Annotated in this window: 19 protein-coding genes; 6 read left to right on the top strand and 13 right to left on the bottom strand. The window is 62.2% G+C overall.

Annotated features, from left to right (window positions below; genetic code table 11):
• Window position 1 precedes the first annotated feature (1 nt).
• Both P3T24_RS21255 and P3T24_RS21250 read right to left on the bottom strand, forming a co-directional pair.
• On the bottom strand, window positions 2-877 hold the full coding sequence (locus P3T24_RS21255) for a branched-chain amino acid ABC transporter permease (protein WP_074267903.1): 876 nt from the start codon (window positions 875-877) through the stop codon (window positions 2-4).
• A gap of 99 nt (window positions 878-976) precedes the next feature.
• Window positions 977-2,242 carry an ABC transporter substrate-binding protein gene (locus P3T24_RS21250; RefSeq protein WP_429408880.1) on the bottom strand — a complete coding sequence of 422 codons (1,266 nt, stop codon included), beginning with the start codon at window positions 2,240-2,242 and terminating at the stop codon, window positions 977-979.
• A gap of 328 nt (window positions 2,243-2,570) precedes the next feature.
• Between P3T24_RS21250 and P3T24_RS21245 the strand changes: the two genes are divergently transcribed.
• Entirely contained in the window at window positions 2,571-3,239 is a 669-nt protein-coding gene (locus P3T24_RS21245) for a glutathione S-transferase family protein (RefSeq protein ID WP_429408881.1), read from the top strand.
• A 27-nt stretch (window positions 3,240-3,266) separates the two neighbouring features.
• Here P3T24_RS21245 and P3T24_RS21240 read toward each other — a convergent pair whose 3' ends face one another.
• A complete protein-coding gene (locus P3T24_RS21240) occupies window positions 3,267-4,187 on the bottom strand; it encodes a LysR family transcriptional regulator (protein WP_429437503.1) in 921 nt (306 codons plus the stop codon).
• 143 nt (window positions 4,188-4,330) lie between these two features.
• On the opposite strand from P3T24_RS21240, the gene P3T24_RS21235 reads away from it, so the two are divergent.
• From P3T24_RS21235 to P3T24_RS21220, 4 genes are all read left to right on the top strand, one after another.
• Complete coding sequence (locus P3T24_RS21235) at window positions 4,331-5,710, top strand: MFS transporter (RefSeq protein WP_429437501.1); 1,380 nt, start codon at window positions 4,331-4,333, stop codon at window positions 5,708-5,710.
• Window positions 5,711-5,764: 54 nt separating this feature from the next.
• Complete coding sequence (locus tag P3T24_RS21230; RefSeq protein ID WP_429437498.1) at window positions 5,765-7,144, top strand: MEDS domain-containing protein; 1,380 nt, start codon at window positions 5,765-5,767, stop codon at window positions 7,142-7,144.
• Between the two features lie 121 nt (window positions 7,145-7,265).
• The gene (locus P3T24_RS21225) at window positions 7,266-8,033 is read left to right on the top strand and encodes a class II aldolase/adducin family protein (RefSeq protein WP_074267898.1); all 768 of its coding nucleotides are present in this window, start codon (window positions 7,266-7,268) and stop codon (window positions 8,031-8,033) included.
• Window positions 8,034-8,403: 370 nt separating this feature from the next.
• Complete coding sequence (locus P3T24_RS21220) at window positions 8,404-8,880, top strand: DUF2844 domain-containing protein (protein WP_429437496.1); 477 nt, start codon at window positions 8,404-8,406, stop codon at window positions 8,878-8,880.
• Here the strand turns inward: P3T24_RS21220 and P3T24_RS21215 are convergent.
• The gene (locus P3T24_RS21215) at window positions 8,838-9,215 is read right to left on the bottom strand and encodes a hypothetical protein (protein ID WP_429437594.1); all 378 of its coding nucleotides are present in this window, start codon (window positions 9,213-9,215) and stop codon (window positions 8,838-8,840) included. The genes P3T24_RS21220 and P3T24_RS21215 overlap by 43 nt on opposite strands.
• On the opposite strand from P3T24_RS21215, the gene P3T24_RS21210 reads away from it, so the two are divergent.
• The gene (locus P3T24_RS21210) at window positions 9,115-10,209 is read left to right on the top strand and encodes a DUF3443 domain-containing protein (RefSeq protein ID WP_429437588.1); all 1,095 of its coding nucleotides are present in this window, start codon (window positions 9,115-9,117) and stop codon (window positions 10,207-10,209) included. The genes P3T24_RS21215 and P3T24_RS21210 overlap by 101 nt on opposite strands.
• Before the next feature lie 57 nt (window positions 10,210-10,266).
• Here the strand turns inward: P3T24_RS21210 and P3T24_RS21205 are convergent, their stop codons facing one another.
• The 9 genes from P3T24_RS21205 to P3T24_RS21165 all read right to left on the bottom strand — a co-directional run bounded on the left by P3T24_RS21205 (window position 10,267) and on the right by P3T24_RS21165 (window position 24,799).
• Complete coding sequence (locus P3T24_RS21205; RefSeq protein ID WP_429437494.1) at window positions 10,267-11,493, bottom strand: HlyD family efflux transporter periplasmic adaptor subunit; 1,227 nt, start codon at window positions 11,491-11,493, stop codon at window positions 10,267-10,269.
• Window positions 11,494-11,498: 5 nt separating this feature from the next.
• Window positions 11,499-13,094, bottom strand: a complete 1,596-nt coding sequence (locus P3T24_RS21200) for an efflux transporter outer membrane subunit (protein WP_429437492.1) — start codon at window positions 13,092-13,094, stop codon at window positions 11,499-11,501.
• Between the two features lie 3 nt (window positions 13,095-13,097).
• Window positions 13,098-14,078 carry a glycosyltransferase family 2 protein gene (locus tag P3T24_RS21195; protein WP_429437489.1) on the bottom strand — a complete coding sequence of 327 codons (981 nt, stop codon included), beginning with the start codon at window positions 14,076-14,078 and terminating at the stop codon, window positions 13,098-13,100.
• A gap of 22 nt (window positions 14,079-14,100) precedes the next feature.
• Window positions 14,101-15,669 (bottom strand): DHA2 family efflux MFS transporter permease subunit, encoded by a 1,569-nt coding sequence (locus P3T24_RS21190; RefSeq protein WP_429437486.1) that lies wholly within the window; start codon window positions 15,667-15,669, stop codon window positions 14,101-14,103.
• Complete coding sequence (locus P3T24_RS21185; protein WP_429437483.1) at window positions 15,666-16,970, bottom strand: glycosyltransferase; 1,305 nt, start codon at window positions 16,968-16,970, stop codon at window positions 15,666-15,668. Before P3T24_RS21185 ends, P3T24_RS21190 begins: the two co-directional genes overlap by 4 nt.
• A 14-nt stretch (window positions 16,971-16,984) precedes the next feature.
• The gene (locus P3T24_RS21180) at window positions 16,985-17,554 is read right to left on the bottom strand and encodes a methyltransferase family protein (RefSeq protein ID WP_429437480.1); all 570 of its coding nucleotides are present in this window, start codon (window positions 17,552-17,554) and stop codon (window positions 16,985-16,987) included.
• A gap of 2 nt (window positions 17,555-17,556) precedes the next feature.
• On the bottom strand, window positions 17,557-18,477 hold the full coding sequence (locus tag P3T24_RS21175) for an alpha/beta fold hydrolase (RefSeq protein ID WP_429437477.1): 921 nt from the start codon (window positions 18,475-18,477) through the stop codon (window positions 17,557-17,559).
• Window positions 18,478-18,969: 492 nt separating this feature from the next.
• Entirely contained in the window at window positions 18,970-21,642 is a 2,673-nt protein-coding gene (locus P3T24_RS21170; protein ID WP_429437475.1) for a sensor domain-containing protein, read from the bottom strand.
• 49 nt (window positions 21,643-21,691) lie between these two features.
• The gene (locus P3T24_RS21165; protein WP_429437472.1) at window positions 21,692-24,799 is read right to left on the bottom strand and encodes a diguanylate cyclase domain-containing protein; all 3,108 of its coding nucleotides are present in this window, start codon (window positions 24,797-24,799) and stop codon (window positions 21,692-21,694) included.
• Window positions 24,800-24,868 lie beyond the last annotated feature (69 nt).

Here is a 24,868-nt window from a genome sequence, read left to right as displayed (position 1 = left end):
GCTAGCGCCGCCCCAGAAAACCCTGCGGCCGCAGGTACACCACGAGCACCAGCAGCACGAGCGCAGGCATGGGGCGCAGCGTCGGTGCGATCAGGTAGGCGGTAATGGTCTCGAGATAGCCGACCACATACGCGGCCATCAGCGAACCCGACACGCTGCCAAGACCGCCTAGCACCACGATCGAAAAAGCGCTGGCCGTCAGTTGACCCGTGTTGTTGGAACTGACACCGAGGAACGACGCCAGCAGCACGCCCGCGACGCCGGCGAGCACGCCGTAAAGGGTCCAGGCGAGCAGATAGACACGGGACAATTCGAACCCAAGCAACGTCAGCCCACGCGGGTTCATCGAAGCCGCGAGCAGCGCTTTGCCGGCCCGCGTGCGATTGACAAAGAACCACAACAGCCCGATGACGACCCAGCAAACGACCGCGATCATCACCTCGTTGATCGGCGTACGCACGCCCGCGATGACCACGACGCCTGGAAACAGCGGGCGCATCGTCACCGGATTGTCAGTGAACAGATAGGCCATGCCCTGCTGGATCATGATGCCCCACAGCAAGGTGCCGGTCAGCACGAAAATCTCTTTCTCTTCGTGCGGAATCGCGGCGGAGCGTTGAATCGGCCGCACCACCATCAGATAGGTGATGTACGCCGCAACGAGGCCGGAGAGCACGCCGAGCAGCGTGCCAAGCCAGGTGCCGAGGCCGGCCTCGCCGGCCAGCATCCAGCCCATCAACGCAGCAACCAGCATCACGCCGCCGTGAGCGAGATTGAGAACGCCGGACACGCCGAAAATCAGCGTAAAGCCGATCGCGCCCAATGCGTAGAGCGAGCTGATAGCAAAACCGTCGATGAGAATTTGCAGCCAGACCATACGCTACCCTCTGGTTCGGCCAACGGCGGGAATCCGTCGCCTGCGATGACGCCGGGATGCCGGATAACCCCGGCGCCCGGCCACCTCCGCGTTGCGCGACTAGTTGGCGTTTGCCTGCTGCAGCTTGATGAAGGATGGGAACTTCACGGTTCCATTGGCGAGCGCTTTCGGCCAGATCGCGACCTGCTTGCCGTCCTGCCATTGCAGGTTGATACCCGTGATGTAACCCGGACCGTATTTCAGCGCATGGGTGAACTGATCGTTGCGGCCATAGAACTGCCAGCGGCCGATCGTCCCGACGTAGTCCGTCTTCTCGAGCGCATCGACCATCTTGTCGGGATCTGTTGCGCCGTTATTGCGCTTGATCGCGTCCGCGAGGATATAAACGAGGTCGTAGCTCGTGAAGCCGCAATAGGCTGGCGATACGCCAAACTGTTTGGTGTACGCATCGACGAAGGGCACGGTCTTGGGCGTGATCGCCACGCCTGGCGCGGCGGCAGACGCCGTGATGACGCCTTCGGTCGCGCCGTTGGTGTCCTTCCAGAAGCTGGTGGTCGTAGCCTGCGAACTCTGCCCGGTCAGCGGGATAGGCACCTGCTGGTCATGCCACTGCACCGTAGGTTGCACCCCAACATGGCTGATGCCGGTGGTGATCGTGTCGGGATGCTTGCTTTCGATCTGGTTGTAGATCGGCGTGAAGTCCGTCGTATCCGGATTGAAGCGGATGTGATCGAGCACCTTGAGTCCCGCCTTCGGCAGACACTCGAGGTAACGTTCGTCCAGCGGCTTGGTCCAGGCGGCATCCTCGCTCATCACGACCGTCGTCTTCATCTTGAACTGGCCGACCAGGATGTCATGCGAGAAGTCGCAGATCGACTGGGCAATGAAGGCCGAGGTCATCCAGCCGTGGAAGGTGTATTTGTAGTGATCGTAGTCGTCGTGGACCTGCTTCGAGATGTCGTTGCTCGCCGCGCCTGGCGTGATAAACGGCATCTTGAGGCGTGCTGACCAGGGCTCCATCGCAAGCGCCACCTCGCTGATGTAGCTGCCGATCACGGCCACGACCTTGTCCTGGCTAGCGGCGCGCTGGAATGCGCGCACGCCTTCCGAGGCCGACGAGTGGTCATCGTAAGCGATGATCTGGATCTGCCGGCCGTCGACGCCACCGTGCGCGTTGATCTCGTCCGCTGCGAGCTGGGCGGCCTTTGTGATAGACGCGCCGGCTACCGCCGACTCCTCGCCGATCACCCCGATCTTGATGGGGTCGCCCGCCGCGTAGGCCGAAACTGCGAGCCCGAGCGCCGCGATTGTCACACCGGTGCGGATGACGCGGTACAGGCTCCGCCGCGTATTGCTGTTGGACATTGTCTGTTCTCCGATGCGTGGTGCGATCGTGGAGCAACATTTGCCAGCTACAGTGCATCTATTAAGAATGCGCAGGGAACAATAGCATCCGTTCGGGGCGACCTATATCGGTAGTAACGATGACGAGACCGTTGGTATCCTGCATCGCTATTGGATTCGCCGGCGGGCAGACATGAAGCCCACCCGTGGCCGTTTTTGTGCGGCGCGAAAATACCAGCAGGAGTTTGCGGATGGGATGTCGATTTAGCCCTATCTCCAACGTCTAGCAGGTAAGCACCCGGATTGCGTGTCGCCCACTCAACGAGACATCCAGCAAAGGAGAAATACCATGCCCCCTTCACTGCCCCCCGTTATCACGTGTTTTGAACAGTCACCCGATCGCGGCAGGGGACTGGCGCGCGACATGCGTGTTCGCTGGGCGTTCGAAGAAGTAGGCCAACCCTACGAGGTTCGTCTTGTTTCGTTCGGTGCAATGAAGGAGCCGGCGCATCGGGCGCTGCATCCTTTTGGGCAGATTCCGACCTATGAGGAAGGCCCTCTTGCCCTGTTCGAGTCAGGCGCAATTGTGTTCCATCTCGCACAGCACCATGCGGGCCTGCTACCTGAGGACCCGGATGCGCGGGCTCGTGCGATCACATGGATGTTCGCCGCACTCAACACGGTTGAGCCGCCGATCCTCGATCTTCAGACCATCAGGTTTCAGGAGCGCGACAAGTCCTGGTACGAGGAACGCCTGCCTCTCGTCGAGGATCGCATCCGTGACCGGCTGGGCGACCTTTCCGATCGCCTTGGCAACGCCGAATGGCTCGATGGTGCGTTCAGCGCAGGCGACCTTATGATGGTGGCGGTGCTACTCAGGTTGAGAGCATCGGGTCTGCTGGACGAATATCCGAACCTTGCCGCCTATGTCGCCCGCGGCGAAGCGCGGCCCGCATACCAGCGCGCCTTCGCCGCTCAACTGGCGGTCTTCGTCGCTAGCCAGGCACCGGCCAGCTGATGACGGTCGGCTCCGGGTTCCACGTCGTCAACCCCGCGAATCGGAGCCGGCCCCAAACCGCTCCACCACAAACTCGACGAAACTACGAAGCTTCGGCGACATCTGCCGGTCGCGCAAATAAAGCAGGTTGATCTGCCGCATGGGCGCGGCATAGCCAGGCAACACTTCGATCAACCTGCCCGCCTCGATATCCGCGTCGACCAGAATGCCCGGCAACATCGCGATCCCCATGCCGGCCAGCAAGGCCCTGCGGAGCGCTTCTGAATTGTCGATTCTCAAGCGGCCTCTGACCGGAACGCTCACCGTTCCATTCGTGCCGGACAGCGTCCACTCCGGTTGCGCCGCGTGCATTTCGGAGCGCAGCGGATAAGCGTAGGTCAGACATTGGTGCGCACGAAGATCCTCCGGCGTCGCCGGTACGCCGCTCGCATCCAGATACGCGGATGACGCACAGAGCACGAGGCGATACGCCCGCAACGGACGCGCAACGAGGTCAGGGTTGCCCGGCGTACCGATACGAATGGCCGCTTCGAAACCGTCCTCAATCAGATCCGACAAGCCATCGGTGGCGACGACATCCAACTGCACCTCGGGGTAGCGCTGGCAATAATCCGCGATGGCTGGAACCAGGCACTCGTTGCTGAAAATCACCGGGGCGGTAATACGCAGGCGTCCACGCGGCGTCCCGAGATGATCGAGCGCCAATCGCTCGGTATCGCTGACGAGACCGAGAATCTCGACACAGCGCTCGTAATAGGCTTGCCCGAACGCGCTGATCTGCTGCTTGCGCGTGGTGCGGTGGATAAGCCGAGTGCCGAGTCTGTCCTCCAGCGCCTGGAGGTGATTGCCGACCATGGTGGGCGACAGATCGCAGGCGAAACCGGCCGCCGTCAAGCTGCCGGTCTCGACTACGCGCACAAACACCATCATCGCTTTGAGAAGGTCCATTCCCCAATATTAGTGGGTTCTGTGCCAATTTGCAGGCGGTTTATCAAGCCTGACTGGGGGATTAGAGTGGGACATGGCTATCGGTCAGGCGAACCCGCCTGATCCGCTTGAGTCCCTAAACGCGCTCTACCCCACCGACCATCATGCACAGACAATCGACCCGATCTCCGCGTCTCGCCCTGCTCGCCGCCAGTCTTGGCTTCGTCATCATCTGCCTCGACGTGACGGTCGTGAATGTCGCTCTCGGGCGGATTCAGGAAACTTTATCCGTCAGCTCGACGGAGCTCGAATGGGTGCTCAACGCCTATACGCTCGCCTTCGCCGCCCTGCTGCTCAGCGCCGGCGCACTCGGCGACCGGTTAGGCGCGCGGCGCGTTTTCGTCGGCGGCTTTGCGATCTTCACATTGGCGTCGGTAGCATGCGGCTTCGCGCCCGGAGCGCTCACGCTTGTCGCGGCGCGTACGGTACAAGGCGTCGGGGCGGCGCTGTGTGTGCCGTCGTCGCTATCGCTGCTGAGCGCGGCCTTTCCCGACCCGCGGGCGCGCGCCAAAGCCGTGAGTATCTGGGCCGGAACCGCCGCGCTGGCGCTGGGTGCCGGCCCGCTCGTGGGCGGCTTGCTGATCGACCGCTTCGGTTGGCCAAGCATCTTTCTGATCAACGTGCCGTTCGGCATTGCCGGCATCTGGCTGACGCTCGCCCATGCGCCCGATACCCTCCGTCACGCGGCACGCCGTATCGATCTGACCGGCCAGATGCTAGCGGTGGTTGCGCTGGTGGCGTTGATGTTCGCCGTCGTCGAAAGTGGCAGGTTGGGCTGGGGTAGCCCGGCTGTGATGACGGGTATCGTTTGTTTCGTCGTGTTCGGCGCGTTGTTCGTGCTGGCGGAAGCGCGGCAAAAGGAACCGATGCTGCCGCTGTCGCTGTTCCGTATACCGGCGGTCAGCGTAAGTTCGTTGATCGGACTGTCGCTCAACTTTGGCTATTACGGGCTGATGTTCGCCATGAGCCTCTTCTTCCAGCATGTCCGGCACTACACGCCGCTCGAGACTGGTCTGGCTTTCCTGCCGATGACCGCCGTTGTCACCGTAGCGAACCTCGCATCCGGCGCGCTCACCTCACGATTCGGCTACCGTCTTCCGATGGTCGTCGGGCAGGCCGTGGCGGGGCTCGGTTTTCTGTCGCTGGCGCTGCTCGAGGTCAACAGCAGTGACCTGATAATCACCGCTCCGTTGCTGGCAATCGGCGTTGGCGTCGCGCTGGCCGTACCGTCGATCAACACCGCCCTCCTCGCGCATGTGGAGCCCCGTTCCGTCGGTATCGCTTCAGGTTTGCTGAACACGGCGCGTCAAATTGGAGGCGCACTCGGCGTGGGTATCTTCGGTTCGCTCATCGCCAGAACGGCAGGCAATCCCGTCACCGGACTGCACACCGCCGTGGTACTGGCAGGTGTATTGATGATGGCAGGCGCGGTGATCGCGATTGCGGGGTTGAAGACATCCGGCGGGGTGCCAGCCGCAGCATAGCGGCATTAGCGGACGCATCATTCCAAATGAATGCGCATCTGCTAAATTACACGGATGCAAGAAGATTCCGCGGACTACCACGCGCCATCCGGCATCGCGGCGCTGCCTTCCCTCGCCTGGGGAAGCCATATCGGTCAACTTTACGGTTCGGCCGCAGATTTGCGCGACCTTATTATTCCCTTCTTTCGGGCGGGTCTTGAGAACAACGAGCGTTGCCTGTGGGTAACCGGTACACCGCTCGACGCAGACGAGGCGCGCTCCGCACTGCGCGCGGTCGTCCCCGACCTCGACGCACGCGAGCAAAGCGGTCAGATCGAGATCCAGGACACGAGTGCCTTCTACAAGCAGGGCGAACCGCTGCGGCCACAGGCGCTCGTCGCAGGTCTCGTGCAACGCGAGCAGGAGGCGCTTGCCGCCGGCTACCGCGGTCTGCGCACCAACGGCAATTGCGCGTGGGTGGACAAAGCGAACTGGAGTGGCTTTCTCGATTATGAATCCGGCGTTGACGAGGCGGTCCATGGGCGGCGTCTCATCTGCATGTGCAGTTACCAGCATGACCGCATCGAAGCGGGGCAAGTCAGAGACGTCCTCGAAAGACACGGCCTCGTGCTGCATAGCCCGCGCTCGAACAGCACGGAACCGGGCCAGCTCGATGGCGGTGCGGCGTGCACATTGCCAGGCACGGCCGCCATGCACGACGCCCCGCAGGATGCCGAGGAAGCTGGCATGCGGCTCGCGGAAACCGAAGCTCGACTTTCCGACGCCCTTGCGCTGAACGCGCTGCACCATCAGTCGATCGCGGTGCTTGGTCACGATCTTCGCAATCCGCTCGTCGCCATCAGCGCGGGTGCAACATTCTTGCTCCGCAGCAAGCTGGACGACAAGGCACGCGCAATTTCGGAGGCCATCGCCAGAAGCGCGGATCATATGGCCGCCCTGATTGATGATCTCTCGGACATGTCGCGCGGCCGGCTCGGCAACGGCATCTCCCTGCGCCTTAGCCGCGAAGGGCTGGAGCCCGCCTTGCGTCACGCCGTCGAAGAGTTGCGCCTCGCTCATCCGGGGCGCCAGATCGAAGTCACCCTGTCACTGCGGCACCCGGTCGAAACGGACCCGGTCTACATGGCGCGGCTCCTGTCCAATCTCCTCAAGAATGCGCTGATTTACGGTTCGCAAACAGATCCGGTCGAGGTCAACGTATCCGCGGATACCGACTTCATCCTCTCGGTCAGCAACAAGGGGCCGCAAATTCCGCACGAAAGCCAAAAGCTGCTGTTCGCGCCGTTCACGCGCGGCGCGCTCGCCGCCGACCAGCAAGGACTGGGACTCGGGCTCTACATCGTCGCCGAGATCGCACGCGCCCACGGCGGCACGATCGAGGTCGCTTCGACGGAAGACGAAACGCGCTTCAGCTTTCGCATGCCGATCAGATAAAAAGAAGGCCCGGACAAACACGTCCAGGGGCCGCCGGCACCGACGCGTCTCGTCAAAAAGTGCTACGTTGCAAGGGTTCCCGCCGCTCAGCGGCCAACGTTAAACCTGCAACGGAGAAACGATGAACAACCCTTCCCGACGTGTACAAGATATTGTTTCTGAAGCCGAGTGGAATACGCGCATCAACCTTGCTGCGTCGTACCGGCTCATCGCCCATTTCGGCATGTCGGATCTCATCTATAACCACATCACCGCGAGAGTCCCGGGCAGCCATACAGAATTCCTCATCAACCCTTACGGGATGATGTACGAAGAAATTACAGCGTCGAGCCTCGTCAAAGTCGATCTCGACGGCAATGTCCTCTTCAATGTCGACGACAACTTCAGCGTCAATCGCGCCGGCTACGTGATCCATAGCGCGATACACGCCGCTCGCCACGACGTGGAATGTGTCATTCACACGCATACACGCGCGGGCATGGCCGTCTCCGTGCTGGAGTGCGGTCTCCTGCCGCTTACCCAGATGGCGATGCGCTTCGATTCCATTGCCTATCACGAGTACGAAGGTGTCGCGGTGGATCTGGACGAGCAGAGCCGGCTGGTAAACGACCTCGGCGAGCGCGACGTGATGATCTTGCGCAACCACGGACTATTGTCGGTAGGGAAAAGTATCGCCGAGGCCTTTAACGCGATGTATTGGCTCGAGATGGCGTGTCGCGCTCAGGTCGACGCAATGGCATGCAATACGCCGCTGCATGTGCCGCCGCAAGCGGTGGTTGAAAAAACGAACCATCTATATCGACCGCAGGTTCGGCGGCCGTTTGGCGTGATGGAATGGCCGGCGATGTTGCGTCTTCTTGATCGGCGTGACGAGTCTTACAAGAGCTGACAAACCGGCTGGCAGCATTCAAGTATCCACACAACCTCCCGGGGCCGGCGCTCGCCGTTCCCGTCGACGGCGTCCCGAAATAGCCAATGATCTGTCGACGAGCATTGGCACGCCATTTTCAATTCAGGCTTGTCTGAATGGCGCGTAGGGAAATACCGAACAACGCGTTTAAAACCCTGAATTATTTATCCGAATTTATCTTTCGTAAGAAAGTATAAAGTTATCCAACTATTTTCCGATATTCAGTCAGCTTCGACTCGATATGAGCGCGACGCGGGATTCGTCGTGTGTCTTCGTCTTTCACCTTCTACTCGCTGTGCATAAACCCAATAAGGACGCCCGGGCCGTCCTCAAAAAACAAAGGAAACCAATGCGTACCAGTCAGCTCTGCGTCGCAATAGCTATTGCAATGGCGACGTTTGAAACCGCGACACCCGCATACGCGGAACTCGGGGGGCCGCCGACCTGGTCGTCGAGCGGCGCCAACAACGTGACGATCCTCGCGCAACGCCAGAGCACCGCCTCGGTCACGTACAGCGTGAACCAAACCACCCTTACGTCCGGCACGGTCGTCAGTGAGTACGTGGCGCAAAGCGGCACCGTCTTTGCCATCACATGGCACGGTCCAAAGATCGCACCGCTCAATACCTTGCTAGGCACTTACTTCTCCGCTTATCTGCAGGGCTTGTCCACCGCACGCGCGACGATGGGTGGAGGCTCCGGCCCGCTATCGGTTCAGCAGTCCGGGCTCGTGGTACAGACGGGCGGCCACATGGGGGCCTACACCGGTCGTGCGTACCTGCCTCAGGCATTCCCGCAAGGGTTCAGTGCCGACGACATCCAATAAACGGGAAACAGAACAATGCGAGCAATTTTCGGGGTTATGGTCGCGGCATTGACGATTGGCCTCGCCGCATGCGGCGGCGGAGGCAGTTCGAATTCAACGACCTCCAGCACAACGAGTTCCGGTACTTCCAGTAGTACGAGCAGCAGCACCACCAGTTCCTCGACCAGCACGTCGACGCTCGCCACCGATGCGTCGGCCACGCCGACGTCCAGCAGCGCGACCAACACGGTTCCCATCACGATTTCGTCTGCACCGTACGGCAACAAAAACCGCCCGATGGTAAGCGTGACGGTTTGCACGCCGGGAAGTAACGCTGCGTCGAACTGTTCGACCATCGACAACGTCCTTCTCGATACCGGTTCGTACGGACTGCGTTTGTATGCGTCCGTCGTACCGAGCACAACGCTCTCGACGCTGACGACGCAAACGCAATCCTCAACCAGCGACACGATCGCCGAATGCGCGATCTTCGGTAGCGGCTACACGTGGGGCACGGTTCGCAGCGCAGACATCAAGATGTCCAGCGAGATTGCGGAAAACGTGCCGATCCACATCATGACCGACTCGACGCTCGCCGAGTCGGCTCCGTCGGACTGTCAGGTCAGTACTGCGCTCAGCACGCCGGCGCTGCTCGGCGCGAACGGTATCCTCGGCGTAGGCGTGCGGCCCCAGGACTGTGGCTCGAGTTGCGTGAGCGGCTCACAAAGCGCCGCCTACTATGCTTGCGGCAGCTCGACGTGCACGGCCACCACAGAGGCTCTCGCATCGCAGGTGGGCAACCCGGTCCAGTATTTCACGACCGACAACAACGGCGTGATCGTCGAGATCTCACAGGTCTCCGATAGCGGAGGGAGCACGGCGTCCGGAACACTGGTGTTTGGCATCGATACCGAGACCAACAATGTGCTATCCGGCACGAGCGCGACCGTCTTCACCACAGACGAGTATGGCGACGTAACGGCAACGTTTAACGGCACCACCTATACGGACAACGCGTTCTTCGACACAGGCTCAAACGGTCTTTTCTTCGCGGACTCGAGTATTTCCCAGAACAGCAGCACGTGGTACACACCGTCGAGCACGTTGGGTCTGTCGGCTACGGTCACGGGTTCCAACTCATCGAGCGCAAGCATTGGTTTCAACATTGCCAACGCGACCACGCTGTTTGCGACGGGCAACTACGCATTCAACGATCTCGGTGCGTATCTGTCCGGCAGCTTTGACTTCGGGCTGCCGTTCTTCTACGGGCGGCATGTGTACTTCGGCATTACCGGTACATCGTCGGCCGGCGGCGGAAGCGGGCCATACGTGTCGTACGTATCGAGCTGATCGTCGGTTGTGACACTAAAGGCCGGCGCCTTCAAGGCGCGGGCCGTTTGCATGAAATTAACGGCTGGCGCCTCCGGGCCGCTGGCCGTTTGCATCATGGGAACCGGAAACATCGTTTTCCTCAATAAGTTTCCGCGCCAGGGCGTCGGCCTGTTCTGTCTCATTGTTGGCGACAGGCGCAATGCTTGCCCCTGCGGGATCGGTGGCACTGGCCAACGCTCCGTCACGTTGATGCGTGTCGACCGACACGACCATCGACAACCCAACCCGCAGCGGATGCGCAACCAGTTCCGCCGGGTCGAGAGAAACGATCACCGGTACGCGCTGCACGACCTTGATCCAGTTGCCGGCCGCGTTTTGCGGCGGCAACATCGAAAACGCACTGCCCGTTCCGGGTGACAGTCCACCGATGCGGCCATGGAATACCATCCCCGAACCATACAGGTCGGAGACTGCGGAAACCGGCTGGCCGATGCGCAGGTTGCGGACTTGCCCTTCCTTGAAGTTCGCCTCGATCCAGAGTTGCCTGACCGGCACCACCGTCATCAGCTGGGCGCCGGGCGCAACGGGTTGACCAATCTGCACGGCGCGCTGAGCCACGGCGCCTTCGACGGGCGCCACGAGCGTCGTGCGCGCGAGCCTGACATACGCAAGCTTCAGTTGCTGCACTGCCAGCGACACGGCTGGATCGTCCTCCACGTTCCCCGAACCACTCGCCGCGAGTCCGCTGGCAAGCTGGCTGCGCGCCGCGGCCAGATTGGCCTGCGCAACGGCAACGGCCTCTCTCGCGCGCTCGTACTCTTCGCCGGACACCACCTGCACGGTGGCACCCGAGCGCGCCTTCAGTGCCTGCTCGGCCTGTGCGAGTTCCGCCGCACGGGCGTCGACCGCAGCGCGGTACATTGCATTGGCGAACTGGGCGCTGCGCGTCTGCCGCACTGCGCGGATGAGGTCCCCCTCGGCCTGCCCAAGCGCAATACGCGCTTCTGTATCGTCGAGCCGCACCAGCGGCTGTCCGGCCTTGACGTACTGCGTATTGCCCACCAGCACCTCCCGCGCGGTGCCCGCCACCTGCGCGGCGATCGGCACCACGTTGCCGGCGACATACGCGTTATCCGTTTCCTCAAAGAAGCGGCCGGAGACAAACCAGTTCACACCTACCGCGGCGGCCGCAACCGCCGCCACGCCGAACAGCAGCATAAACAGGCGGTTTCGGCGCGAAATCTTCCTTGGATCGCGATGCGCAAATGCCATGCGTTCGCCGGGCAGGTTTTCTGTACTCATGCGATTCAGCTAGAGGAAGGATTGTTGGATGAGCGATTATCACTCTGGCTTGCGGGCGAGTCCTGAATCGCGGGCTGGCGGGTCGCGGCGGGTGAAGCCGCAGCGGTACCCGTCTGGCTCGCCTCGTCGAAGCCGCCGCCCAGCGCGCGGATCAACGCAATGTCCGCATCGCGCCGTTGTGCCTCGAGTTCGAGAAGCCGCTGTTGCTCGTCGAGTTTCATATCGTGTTGCGCGAGAACATCCGCCTGTGGAATCAGGCCGCGGCGCTGCCGTTCAGTCGCGACCGCGATCATCTGCTCACGCGCGGCGAGGACGCGTTGCTGCTCATCGATGAGTGTCGTAAGGCTGCGCATCGTCGCAATCGATCTGGACACCTCGGCAAGAGCCCCATCGAGTGTCTTGTTGTACAGCGCGATCGTCTCGTCTGCTTGTGCAAAGTCGCCATGCAGTTGCGAGCGCAACTGGCCACGTTCGAAAATCGGCAGGGACACGGCAGGACCGATGGCAAAGAATGCCGACGCGCTCGAGAACAGCGAGCCGAGACTCAACGACGACAGGCCACCCCCAGCAGACAGATTGATGTTCGGGTAGAACTCCGCGCGGGTAGCATCGATCTTTGCGGTTGCGGCCTGCACACGCAGCCTGGCCGCGACAATATCGGGGCGCCGGCCGAGCAGTTCGAGCGGCAGGTTCGCGGGCACGGACAAGGCGTCGCTATCGGTGAGCGTCGGCCGTTGCAACGAGAGCCCGCGTTCCGGTCCCGCGCCGGTCAGCGCTCCAATCTGCAACTGCGTCTGCGTGATCGAATCGTCGATCGTCTGCAACTGCATGCGAAGCGCCGCCTGCTCGATCTGTTCCTGCTGCGCGCTGTAAGTGTTGTCGATGCCCCTCGCCTCGCGCGTGCGCCGGATCGCATCGAGTTGCTCGGCTTCATGGCGTCGCGCCTCTATCAGGTCGCGCCTCGCATACGCGTAGGCCAGTTGGCCGTAGAGGGTGACAAGCGAAGTGGTGAGGGTCAGGCGAGCCTGCTGCGCATCGACGCGCGCAGCATCGCGTGCCGACACCAGCGCCTGGGTGAGCGCGCGGTTCTTGCCCCACAGATCCAGTTCGTAGTTGGCGCCGACGATCACGCTCCCCGGCGACACCCACGGGTCGCTAAAGAGATCGATCGGTACCGTGGTGCCATCGAAATTCACGCTCGCCGCCCCGTCGACGGCAGGAAAGCGCGCCTTGTAGGCTGCCGCCGTCGCCGTCCCCGTCAGACCCGTGCCCGAGGCGAACCGTTCGAGTTGCGACTGCGCCTCGGCGATCCGCGCGCCGGCAATCTGAATGTCCGGATTGCCGGCAAGCGCTTCTGAGACCAGCGCGTCGAGTTGCCGGTCATGAAACGATGCGAACCATTGTGCCTCCGGCCACGCGCCGCCTGCATCTTTCGTGGTCTGCGCCAGTTCCTGCGGACCCGGCGAGCGCATGGCAAGCGGCTGATAGGGGGTGTGGTCCGCGCAACCGCTCAGTACACACAAACCGCTCAGCAAAGTAGCCGATGTTAAAGCCCATAAGCGCTTTAACGCGTGCTGGACATGGCAGAGTTCGATCGCCATCGTTCAGCCGCGCGCCAGACGGGCGGCGAGCCGCGGACGCGCGGTTTCGAGCGGACCCAGCCTGCCAAACATACCGTCGACAATCCCGCAGGCGATGCCGGAAAGCTTCGCCAGCTTGCCGGACTCGAAGAGCAACACCTGCCACACCTGCATGAGAGTGATGAAGTTAGGGATAAGCGCGACCGGAAGCGATAGCGTGTATTGCAGACACAGATGCATGCCGTTGCGTGCCATGTAATAGCGGCGAAACGCCGGATGGTTCATCGAAGTAAGGCGTATCGGACCGAACCGGTGCTGCCGTTTTTCGCCGATGCGATGTGACAGGATGAGCCGTGGCTCCACATAAAAAGGTACGCCACGCTGCAACGCGCGCAATGAATATTCCGTGTCGACGTGGTCGATAAACAACGGTTCATCGAACGCACCCAGCCGCTCATAAGCGAGGCGAGAAATGACGCAACCGGAAGACAGGAGAAAGGAGCACGGCTGCAACGATGCTCCCGCTTCGAAGGCCAGCGTGCGGATCGAAAAGCCGTTGCTGTACATCTGCGGCAGGAAGCGGCCGATGTTCTCGTCGTAGATACGCGGCCCGATAGCGAAGGCTCGTGCGCCGAGCGCCGCGCAGGACTCGCGCATCACGCGAAAGTAATCGGCACTCGCCAGCGAATCCTGATCGAACAGCGCCACCGCACCGATACCGCGTTCGAACAGGTGCGCAAGGCCCCGGTTGTAGGCGCCGGCAATCCCGCCACGATTGGCATTACGAAGATATGCAATACCGTGCGCGGCCAGTCCATCGGCAATCGAGGCAGCAGGCACCGGCGAATTGTCGACGACCAGCACCGGCACGCCAGGTTCGCACAGTTCGAGCAGATGCGTAAGCTGCTCGGGCGTCGGACGATACAACACCACCAGCGCGCCGAGCAACGGCGCGGCGCTCTCGGTGGCGCCCGCGCTGCCCGCAGAGGTGATCGTTTCGCTCATGATCGTTATCTCCCCATACGCGTCAATGTCTGGCGCGCGCCGCGGAGATGCCGCGCCACGGCCTGGTGGCCCACATCAGCACGGCGAGTGCGAGGCACACGAGGCTCGCCATATAGAACAGGTCGTTGGTCGCCATCATGTAGGCCTGTTGCTCGACCACACTGCGCACGGCGGCCAGCTGATTGGGGCCTAGTCCAAGCGTTTGCAGCGATCGCATGAACAGGCTCGTGCCGGTGGACGCATGCGTCACCGACTGCGCGAGATTGCCATAGTGATGCGCGGCGCGGTTGTCCCACCAGGTAACACTGAGCGCGGTGCCGAAAGCGGCCGAAAGCGTGCGCAAAAAATTCGACAGACCCGAGGCCGCCGCCAGTTTTTCGTTGGGGATACGCGACAGGATGGCCGCGCTCAACGGGATAAAAAAGCACGGCAGGCCGATGCCTTGAATGAAGGTCGGCGTGACGATCTGCCAGAACGACATCGTCAGGGTGAAGTGCGCGTCCCACGACAGCACGGCAAAAAACACCAGGAAACCAAACGACGTGACGACGCGCGCATCGAAGCGATCCAGAAACATGCCGACCAGCATGGAAAAAACCAGCGCAAGGATGCCGAGCGGCGCAACTGTCAATCCCGCCTGGAATGCGGTGTACCCCATCACGGTTTGCAGCCAGAGCGGAAAGATGACACCGATCACCGAGAAGCTCACCATTCCGAGCGAAATGATCGCCACGCCGAACGAAAACGTGCGGTCGCGAAACAGGCTGAGATCGATCACCGGATAGGGCTCGGCCGATTCCCAGATCAGCAGCGAGACCAAAGCGAGCGCGGCGATCAGCGAAAGCCCGACGATCAGGGACGAGTCGAACCAGCCGTGATCGCGCCCGAGGTCGAGCACGCCCTGCAGCGCCCCCACACCGACTACGAGCAGCACGATACCCATCACGTCCATCGGCGGCTGATGCGGATCGGGTGGCTCGCGTCGCAGCAGCGCGGCGCATGCCGCGAAGGCAAACAACCCGATTGGCAGATTGATGAAGAAAATCCACGGCCAGGAAAACTGGTCGATGATCCAGCCGCCCAGCACCGGCCCGAAGATCGGCGCGAGCAGAACTGTCATGGCCCACAACGCCAGCGCCAGCACACGCCTTTCCGGCGGAAACGCACGCAGCAGGATGGCCTGTGAAAGCGGCACCATTGGGCCTGAACAGAGCCCCTGCATCGCACGGCATACCACCAGCAGTTCCAGGTTGCCCGCCATCCCGCATAGCAGCGAAGTCAGCGTGAATAGCAGCACGGACCAGACGAACAGGCGCGCCTCGCCGATCCGTTGCGACAGCCAGCCGGTCAGCGGCACGGCAATCGCCGCCGCAACCGAATACGAACTGATGACCCAGGTCGCCTGTGAATTCGACACGGCGAGACTGCCCGCGATGGACGGCACGGCGACGTTCGTCACGGTCGAATCGAGCACCTCGATGAAGGTGGCGAGTGAAAGCGCAAACGTCAGCAAGGCGAGCATCGTGCCGCGCAAAGGCGGCGCCTCGCGAGCGCTGAGATCCGGTATGACTACGTCGCTTGAAGTACTCATATGGACCGTGCTGTTCCCAGGGTCTTACGGTCTGCGGGACGCGTGCCGGCAGCGGCACGTCGCTCGGCCAGACGCTCGATGTATTGCGCGGCGGCTTCGCAGGCGTCGGGGGCGGTGCCAATCCGTTGTCTGGCGATCGTGCAGCGCGCCGCGACCCATGGGTCCGTGGCGATGCGCGAGAGTGCGGACGCCAGCGCCTTACCGCTCGCCGGGCTGTCGATCCGGATGCCACAACCGCTCTGCGCGACGCGCTGCGCGTTGTCGAACTGATCGTGCGCAAACGGCGTGACCACCTGCGCAATGCCTGCTTCGAATGCCAATGCAGCCGTGCCGATCCCGCCGTGATGAACCAGCGCCGCGCAGTGAGGCAGAAGCTTGCGCATCGGCACAAAGTCGCGCACCAGCACGTCGGCGCGCGCATGCCACCGGTCTCCCACGTTGCGGGCGAGGACGATAGCGCGTGCGCCGGTACGGCGCAGCGCTTCGTCGACGGCGCCGAAATACGCCCGCTCGTCGATAAGCGTGGAGCCCGGTGTGAAGACCACCGGCCGTTTGCCCGACGAAAGGAAAGCACTCAGCTCGTCGTCGAACGCGCCGGGCGACACATCGTTGAAAAGCGGGAAACCCGCCATGAAATGGTTGCGCGGCCAGTCTGGCTGCGCGGCCGCAAACCACTCCGGAAACAGACACAGCACGCCGTCCGGCGAGTGCAGCCAGCGGCCGAGGATGCGGCTCGCCGGTGGCAGTCCCAGGCCCTGCCGGACGTCGTTCAGCGCGGGGCCGCAAGCCCTGTCGATAATGCCTGTCTCGATCATCTCCATGCACTTTGCCCTGAGCGGAAGCGGCAGCCACATGGGCACGGTCATACGCTTGTGGGTCGGCGGCGCGCTGGCGGACAGCAGCGTCGAAGGCGACACCTGAACAGATAGGTATGGCGTGCCGTGAACTTCCTGCATCAGGCGGGCAGCGAACGCCCACAGCGAGCCGACCAGTACCGTGTCGGAGGTCGTGAGCGCGGCAAGCTCATCGAAGTGCGGCCGGATCGACGGCGCGACGATGCTCCACAGCGTGCGAAACGACGTCCGCGGGTTCCAGAGCGCGGGGCTGGCCATCGCCCGCGCATACTCGTCCCACGTGCCGATCGGCACGAACGCAAAACCGTGCTGCTCGGCCAGCGGCGCGAATTGCGGATGCGTGCAAAGCACGATCCGGTGCCGCCGTTGCGCCAAAGCCCGGCCAATCCCGATGAATGGATGAACGTCGCCGGCCGAACCGATCGCGGTAATAACGATGTGAGCCATGGGTCGTGCGCCGCTCAATAGACCCAGGGCACAAGCGCCCTCACTTCGCGGCGATAGGTGCGGTAGGGGTCGCCGAAATGCTCCGACAACCACTGCTCCTCGACGCGGACCTTATAGGCCAGCGAAGCAAAGATGAGCGCGAAGCCGACCACTCCGCGCCACTCCTCCGTAACCAGAGCGGCGCCGGCGATGGCGAACAGACAGCCGGTGTAGATCGGATGGCGCACGAGCGCATAAGGTCCGCTGCGGACCAGTTCGTGATCCGCCTTCAAGGTGACCGATACGCTCCAGTTCGAGCCGAGATGGCGCCGCCCCCAGACCGAAAAACTCAGCCCGGCCACGATAATCGCCAGCCCGATCCATTGTTGCGAATCGAAGTGCGCGTCCGCAAGACTCCAGGCGCCGGCCAGCCGGTCCGGTAATACCACCAGCGCACAGCCCACGATCAACGGAATCGACTGGATCGTGCGCGACAAACGATCCTCGCGCCTGACGGTTTTCTTCGCCCACGAGGAGGCCTTCATCCAGTAGGCGAGCCACACGGCCCACGGGCCGAGAACGGCAATCGAGTGATAGATCGTCATTTTCAACCTCCGAAATCCACGTTCATTCCGGGGGTCGCAAACGTTTGCGCGACGGACAGAGAAGACGGCACCTCAGGTCGTGAACGACCGAACTCTTGAGCTACACCGAAGAAACCGAGGATTTCCTCACGGATGGCGGCCGCCTGGGTTCGCCCTTCCAGTTCGAGGAAATGCCCCGTGTTCGGCACCGCAGCGAACTGCGCGTGCATGACGTAGCGGGCGAGGACACGAATGTCCTCCGCGGTGGTGTATTCGTCGAGCTCGCCGTTGAGGAACTTGAGCCGGCAGCGAATCTCGGCCAGCTTGCCGAGGTAGCTTTCCGGCTTCAGCGCCAGGATCTGTTCGGCGTGGAACGAGACGCGGCGCTGATCTTCCTTCGGCAGGCCGGTGAGATAACGGTAGTTCAGCAGCTTCAGGATACGCGGCAGGTGCTTGCCTACGGTGTCGTTCAATAGCTGGGCGGCCTGCAGGTGCTCGCCGGCCTCGAGCATGTCCCGCGCCTGACTGACATAGGCGATCATCGCATCGTTGAGAAACGGCGAGAACGAGCCGATTACCGCGCCTTCGATACTGGCGGGCCGCCGCGCCAGGGCCAGCAGCGCCGCAAGGCCGCCCCAGGACACGGAATACAGGTAGCTCGGCTCGAAGTGATTGATCAGATGCAGCAGAATCTCCGCCTCGTCGTCCTTGGTCAGCAGGAACTCGCTGCGGTTGTGCTGCCGGGATTCGCCGGCATAAGGCAGGTCGAAACAGATAACGTTATATCGTTCGCCAAGGTATTTGATTGTTTGCCCAAATGAAGCTGATGTTGCGAGGGCCCCATTCACGAGAATTACGCTTTTCCGGTCAGCCTCGAAGATATGCCGCTCAGCCTGTACGCAAAGATAATTGGGTAGACGAACGATTGTTTTTTCAACCGGCATAGAACCCCCTTCATTCTTAATTGAATGAAAAATTGATTTGCACTTTATCGAATGCAGTGCAACAGGCAGCGCATTGGCATACAGCCACATCCATATAGGACAATGGCTTCCAGGATTTTGCGATGCAGTGATACTGCGAACAAATATTGTCTGAACAATTGTGAAAAATCAAGCACGTCTATATTTTATTTTTGGAATGAAAATTACTTATGTAAGGTTGGATAATATGCTTATTGAATTGCATATTAGAGAAATAATTCCCGAATGATATTTGTGTTGATTTTATGTCGGCAAATTATTCATCACCCGATTTATATTGTTATAACTCACGCGAATCCGGGCAGCCGCATATCACACTTCGTCCGAAGCCCCGCTCTCCCCCACGGGGATATGAAGTTGTACCGACGTGCCGTGGCCACGCTTGCTGAAAACGACCGGTTGCGCCAACGGCCAGCGCCCGTTCCCGGATGCCCAGCAAGCCTGCTGACGGGATCAAGGCTCCGTGGCCGCATCCAGTTCGAGTAGCCGTGGCAGCGTGGCCATATCGGACTTCGCCAGCGGCTTGCTATACCGAAACCCCTGCGCGACCTGACACCCGTTCGCCAGCAGGAAGTCTGCCTGTTCCGCCGTTTCGACTCCTTCCGCAACGACTTGCTGGCCGAGGCACCGTGCGATAGACAGGATCGCCTTGACGAGTTCCGCGTGGCGCCGGTCCGTGGTCACCTTCTGGACAAACGACCGGTCGATCTTCAGCGTATCGATCGGAAACCGTGCGAGATAGCTCAACGCCGAATAGCCGGTGCCGAAATCGTCGATGGCGATCGAGAGCCCCATGGCCTTGAGCGCCGAAAGCGTATCCAAGATGGTGTCGTCTTCCTCGAGCAGCAGGCTCTCCGTGATCTCGAGCTCCAGCCATTCAGGACGACAGCCGGTCTCTTCGAGCAACTCGCCGACCATCGGGACGAGATCGCGAAACTGAAACTGCCTCGCCGACAAATTGACCGCGACCGTGTGGCACGCTGTGCGACCGGCGTTCCATTCCGCTGCGGCGAGGCAAGCCTCGCGCAGGACCCACTTACCCAGATCGGCGATCAGGCCCGTCTCCTCGGCAAGCGGAATGAACTGGTTGGGAGGCACGAGGCCGACTCCAGGGCGCCGCCACCGCAGCAAGGCTTCTGAACCGATCACCTGATTGCCGTCGAGCAGTACCTTCGGCTGATAGTGCAACTCCAGTTCGTCACGCTCGACGGCGCGGCGCAGCTCCGATTCCAGTAGCAGGTACGCGGTCGCATCGACCGTCAGTTCTTTCGAGTAGAAGCGAAAGCTCCGGCCGCCGGCACGCTTGGCCGCGTACATGGCCAGATCCGCGTATTTCACGAGGTCGTCCGCTACGACGCTATCGGGCGGATACAGGGCAAGTCCAACGCTGCAGGAAACGTACACCTCTCTCCCGTTCAGGTAGAAAGGCTCGTCGAACTTGCCGAGAATCATCACTGAGATGTCCTCCAGAACGGCACGATCGCAAATGTCCGGAAGAAGAATCGCAAATTCATCGCCCCCGAAGCGGGCCACGGTATCGCAAGAACGCACGCAGAGGTTCAGACGCGCAGCCGCGTCGCGCAGCAACTGGTCGCCCACGGCATGCCCCATGGTGTCGTTGATACCCTTGAAGCGATCCATGTCGATCATCATCACGCTGGCAAACTTGCGCTGCCCGCCAGCCTCGCTGGTAATCCGCACCAAACGCTCATTGAACTCGGTACGGTTCGGCAATCCGGTGAGCGGATCGTAGAAGGCCATCTGGTGAATTTTCTGGCGTGAAACCTGCAATTCGGAAATGTCGCGGCCCACGGTCAGGACATGTTCAACCGTACCGTGCACGCCGAATTCCGGAGCCAGCTTGATCAGATGGCAACACTGCGCGCCATCCTTTTCTGTCCAGCTCAACTCGAATTCGGCGGCTTTGCCGCTAGCGAATACTTCCGTCAGCTTCTCCTCGTAAATCAGGGCATTGGGGCCGCCGGGACATTCGGACGGTTTCTTGCCGATCAGCGCGGCTAAACCGCCCTCGACGAGCGCGGCGGAAATCGGATTGACATAGACACGTCTAAGCTCTTTGTCATAGCGCACGATCGTGTCTGGCGAATTTTCCACCAGCGTCCGGAATTCCCGCTCGCGGCCGGCAAGCACCTCTTCGATACGTTTGCGCTCCGTAACATCGCGGGACAAGATGAGGAACGTGTCGGTCGCGGGCGTTTCGCCCAGCTTCTTCGCCAGCGAATACTCGAACCACCGGCGGCTGCCATCCGGCAGGTCGAGCATAAGCGTCTCGCCAACGGTCACCCCTTGCCTGTCGGCCATCCCGATGGAGCGCATCGCGGCGCTCGCCTGCTGCGCGGGCAACACTTCGTCGAGCGTTTTGCCGAGCAGCTCTTCCTTGGGCATGGCGAGCAATTCCGGATTCTTGGTCCAGACGTTCAGATACCTGCCATCACGGTCCAGTTCGAACAGAATATCGGGGATCGCGGCAATGACCCCTTCGGCGAAATCGAGCGCATGCTTGAGATCCTGCTCTGCCCGGCGCCGCTCGGTAATGTCGCCTCCAATAACCAGTACGGACACGATGACGTCCGTTTCATCGCGTTCCGGGACCAACTGGACGTGGTGGATGCGGGGCTCTCCCTCCTGCGTCGTGAAGCGCAATTCCAGTTGCCCTTCTTCTCCTGTGCGGGCTACCTCGAGAATGGCGCTTTCGTAACCCTCGAACCGCCCGTCGGGAAAAAGCTGGCTTGGCGCCTTCCCGACAACCTTGTCGATCCCGAGACCGAAGATGGCTTCGAGCCGCGGATTCAGATAGACGATCTCAGCGCCGGTGGCATGACGCGCAAGGTAGTTCGGCAGATTTTCGGCCAGGGTCCGGAACTGACGCTCGCTGGCTGCAAGCGTCTCGCGCATCCGGCTGTGCCCGTCGTTCTGGACAGCGATGTCTGCGGCAAGCTGCGCGCCCAGTGCTCGCAGACACTGCGAAAGTGTCTGCAGGCGCCTTGCCATGCGGCGATTGCGAACCTCGCCCTCCCCGGGCGTCCGGAGCTCCATCACAACCGCGTCGATACCTCTGACGATGTTCAGAAACTGTTCAGTCCGCTGCGTGACGTCGAATCTCACCGAAGCCTCCAGAAGTCAGCTCTCACCGGGCAAGAGGACAGGTTGATTGTCATTGTGGGGTTGCCTCGTCTGTGTGCGATGTCTCGGCCCAGCGCAAGGCGCCGCGGCCGGCTTCTTTTGCCGCGTAGAGCGCCATGTCGGCGGACTTGTAGAGCGTCTGGGCATCGAGTGCGTCCTGCGGACACCGCGCGACACCGATGCTCGCGCCGACCGCTAACGAAAGGTGGTGGTACGGAACTGGCTGGGCGAACGTGGCCATGATGCGTTCGCACACGGCGGCCACGGCCTCGCGCTCGCCTGGCTGCCTGAGCAGCACGGCGAACTCGTCGCCGCCAAGGCGCGCGACGAGATCGACCTCGCGCGTCGCCTGGCGCAGGCGCGCGCCAACGGCCTTCAACACCTCGTCGCCAGCATCGTGGCCGTAAGTGTCGTTGATCGGCTTGAAGCGGTCGAGATCGACCAGCACCAGCGCGAATTCGGCGCCCCGGCGTGCCTGCCCCACGAGGAGATGCAGGTCGTCGTTGAAATGCCGCCGGTTCGCAAGGCCGGTCAAACCGTCGAAGTAGGCCAGCTGTTCGAGCCGCTGTTCACTGGCCTGCAATTCCGCCGTACGGCGCACGAGTTCGTCGGAGCGTTGCTGGAGCTCATTGGTGCGTTGCTGAAGTTCCTGCGTGCGTTGCGCGACCAGCGCCTCCAGTGCCCCAGCACGCCGGCGTAGCAGGCGCGTGCGTACCTGTATCAGTACACCGAAGAGCACCAGCAAGAACAGCACCGCGAACAGACGAAAGGAAATCGTCTCGTACCACGCTGGCACAACGCGCACCGGCAAGCTCGCCCACTCCGTCCACTCGCCGCCGGCACGATTCGACGCGCGCACTTGCAGCACGTAGTTTCCAGGCGGCACGTTCGTATAGTGAGCGATCCGAAGGTTGGCAGGCGAGTCGGTCCATGCGTCCTCGAGACCCGCCAGGCGGTAGGCGTATCGCGTGCGCTCGGGGGCCGAGTAATCGAGCAGCGCGAAGGTGATCTGTATTGCGCGTTGCGAAGGGCCGAGCGTGATTCCGGACGACGGTATCGATCGGCCATCGGCATCCGTGAGCCTGATAGGAGCCTTGAAACGCGAGGGTTGAAACTCGCCGGGATGCACGATCGTCAAGCCATTGCCGCCGAACAGCAGATCTCCCTGCAGCGTGGTACCGGCCGAAGAGGCCCAATAGGGCAGCAGGCCAACCCCGTCGGCCTGTTGCAGCCGTGTCGTGGCCAGCGTGTCGTGGTCGATGTGCACGATGCCGCTATCGGTGCTCACCCAGACATTGTCCTTCGCATCGAGCAGCAGCGCGTTCGCGGCGTTGTTCTCCACACCATCCTCGTGACCGATACGGTGCACGTGCAAGACCGCACCTCGCGGACCGGGCTCAAGCGCACGCACGCCGCCGCCGTAGAACGCGATCCATAGCCAGCCGCGCCTGTCGCGCACGATGGAAGTCACGCAGCTACTGGGCAAACCGATCCGCTCCGGCGTCTCCGGCCAGGGCCGGTCAGTGTGGCCGGTTGCCGGCCAGTAGCGCGCGAGTCCCGTCTGCGTACCGACCCACAGCGCCTCGTTGTCGCGGCAGTTAAGGCTCGTAATGTCTGCGCCCCGCAGACTCGGGACGCTTTGCGCCGCCGCACCCTGGACAGACAGGTCGACCTGCGCCAGTCCACTCGGGCCGCCGATCCAGAGCCTGTTGCCGTCGACGCACAGCGCCCTGACCAGTGCCGTGGGCGGCAAACCTGGGAACGCGGCCCGCTCGACGCTGCGGCCGCCATCGCGGGTGCGGTACAGCCCCTTGGCGGTACCGATGTAGACGCTGCCGTCCGGCGCATCGACCATCGAAAGTGCGGAGCTCCTCGGGAGCGCGGTGTCCGGTCGACCGTCCTCGGGCGCGAGGCGCCGGCTGTGTCCGTGTTCCGCTGAGACGATGTCGATGCCGCCGTTGTCGCTGCCGAGCCAGACGCTGCCGTCGGGCCGTGCGAACACCGAGGTGACCTGCGCGTGCTTGCCGCCGAGCAGGTGGCCATCGCTGCCATACCACGTTGTAATCGCTCGCTGCGCCGGATCGATCGAATCGAACAGACTCGGCCCACCGGCCCAGATAAGTCCGCTGTGATCGCGCAGCAGCGCGACCACGTCATCCTCGGCGAGGCTGCCGGGCAGCCCTGCATCGTGGCGCAGGCGCCGGGTCGTCCAGTTCCGCGTGTCGACCTGGACGATGCCCTGTGACCATGTACCGAGCCACACCCGGCCGTCGCCGACATCGACGATCGCGACAACCCAGTCCGTCTCGACACCCTTTCCGCCACCGCTTTCACTATCGTGCAACTGCCGGGCCATCGTGGCGCCAGGTTCGATTACGAAGGCGCCGTCCGCACGCGTGCCGACCCAGACACGTCCGTCCTTGTCCTGCGCCAGTTGCCAGACCTCGATAGCAGCGCGGGTCATGCTTTCGGTCGGCACCGGCACGAAAGCCGGGGTGCCCGCGCGCAGGACGAACAGGCCGTCGTGCGTGCCGGCCCACAGGTTGCCGCTGCGATCAGCGAGCAAAGCGCTGATCCGGCGAGCCGGCAGGCCGGGCGGGTTGCCTCCCTCGGCCGCCCGCCGCACCTTGCCGGTGCTCAGATCCAGCCGGTCCAGTCCGGCTTCCGTACCCACCCACAACCCATCCGGGCCGTCAGCGGCAAGCGCGAAGACGCGTGCGCTGCTCAGGCCCTGGGGGCCCGCACCCAGCGTCCAGAATGTACCGGTCGAGTTGTCGAAACGTGCAAGCCCGCCGCTATCCGTGCCTACCCAGAGGCGCCCCTGGCGGTCCTCATGCAGGGCATTGATGTAAGAGGAAGGCAAGCTGCCGGGCTTGCCGGCATCGCCAATGTAGACGCGAAAGCGGTAGCCGTCCCAGCTGGCAAGGCCAGTCTGCGAAGCGATCCAGATCAGACCGTCCCGGTCCTGCAGCATCGCGGTGGGCGTGATGCTGCTAGGTGCTTCGACATGGCGAAAAACCGGCGTTGAGCCATCGTACCAGGCACCCGCCGCGGCGGCGGGTGAAACAGTCGCGAGCACCATCAAAGGTGCGAAAAAGCAGCACAGCATCTGCGACCAAAGAAACTTCCATTTCTGCATCGAACTCTGGTCCCCGGTAAGTCGTTCGGCGCGATCGCCAGTCCGATGCACAGAAGGGCTGCATACAGT

The organism is Paraburkholderia sp. GAS33 (assembly GCF_050436645.1).
GTDB lineage: Bacteria > Pseudomonadota > Gammaproteobacteria > Burkholderiales > Burkholderiaceae > Paraburkholderia > Paraburkholderia phenazinium_B.
Note: the sequence above shows the minus strand (reverse complement) of the source record. Positions and strands in the feature narration are given on the sequence as shown.

Bases quoted from the DNA above. Each gene is read 5' to 3' on its own strand.
- P3T24_RS21180 (WP_429437480.1), bottom strand. From the start codon at position 17,554: ATGACGATCTATCACTCGATTGCCGTTCTCGGCCCGTGGGCCGTGTGG.
- P3T24_RS21165 (WP_429437472.1), bottom strand. From the start codon at position 24,799: ATGCAGAAATGGAAGTTTCTTTGGTCGCAGATGCTGTGCTGCTTTTTC.
- P3T24_RS21220 (WP_429437496.1), top strand. From the start codon at position 8,404: ATGCGTACCAGTCAGCTCTGCGTCGCAATAGCTATTGCAATGGCGACG.
- P3T24_RS21240 (WP_429437503.1), bottom strand. From the start codon at position 4,187: ATGGACCTTCTCAAAGCGATGATGGTGTTTGTGCGCGTAGTCGAGACC.
- P3T24_RS21205 (WP_429437494.1), bottom strand. From the start codon at position 11,493: ATGAGTACAGAAAACCTGCCCGGCGAACGCATGGCATTTGCGCATCGC.
- P3T24_RS21225 (WP_074267898.1), top strand. From the start codon at position 7,266: ATGAACAACCCTTCCCGACGTGTACAAGATATTGTTTCTGAAGCCGAG.
- P3T24_RS21230 (WP_429437498.1), top strand. From the start codon at position 5,765: ATGCAAGAAGATTCCGCGGACTACCACGCGCCATCCGGCATCGCGGCG.
- P3T24_RS21245 (WP_429408881.1), top strand. From the start codon at position 2,571: ATGCCCCCTTCACTGCCCCCCGTTATCACGTGTTTTGAACAGTCACCC.
- P3T24_RS21235 (WP_429437501.1), top strand. From the start codon at position 4,331: ATGCACAGACAATCGACCCGATCTCCGCGTCTCGCCCTGCTCGCCGCC.
- P3T24_RS21195 (WP_429437489.1), bottom strand. From the start codon at position 14,078: ATGAGCGAAACGATCACCTCTGCGGGCAGCGCGGGCGCCACCGAGAGC.
- P3T24_RS21190 (WP_429437486.1), bottom strand. From the start codon at position 15,669: ATGAGTACTTCAAGCGACGTAGTCATACCGGATCTCAGCGCTCGCGAG.
- P3T24_RS21200 (WP_429437492.1), bottom strand. From the start codon at position 13,094: ATGGCGATCGAACTCTGCCATGTCCAGCACGCGTTAAAGCGCTTATGG.
- P3T24_RS21255 (WP_074267903.1), bottom strand. From the start codon at position 877: ATGGTCTGGCTGCAAATTCTCATCGACGGTTTTGCTATCAGCTCGCTC.
- P3T24_RS21175 (WP_429437477.1), bottom strand. From the start codon at position 18,477: ATGCCGGTTGAAAAAACAATCGTTCGTCTACCCAATTATCTTTGCGTA.
- P3T24_RS21215 (WP_429437594.1), bottom strand. From the start codon at position 9,215: ATGGTCGAACAGTTCGACGCAGCGTTACTTCCCGGCGTGCAAACCGTC.
- P3T24_RS21185 (WP_429437483.1), bottom strand. From the start codon at position 16,970: ATGGCTCACATCGTTATTACCGCGATCGGTTCGGCCGGCGACGTTCAT.
- P3T24_RS21250 (WP_429408880.1), bottom strand. From the start codon at position 2,242: ATGTCCAACAGCAATACGCGGCGGAGCCTGTACCGCGTCATCCGCACC.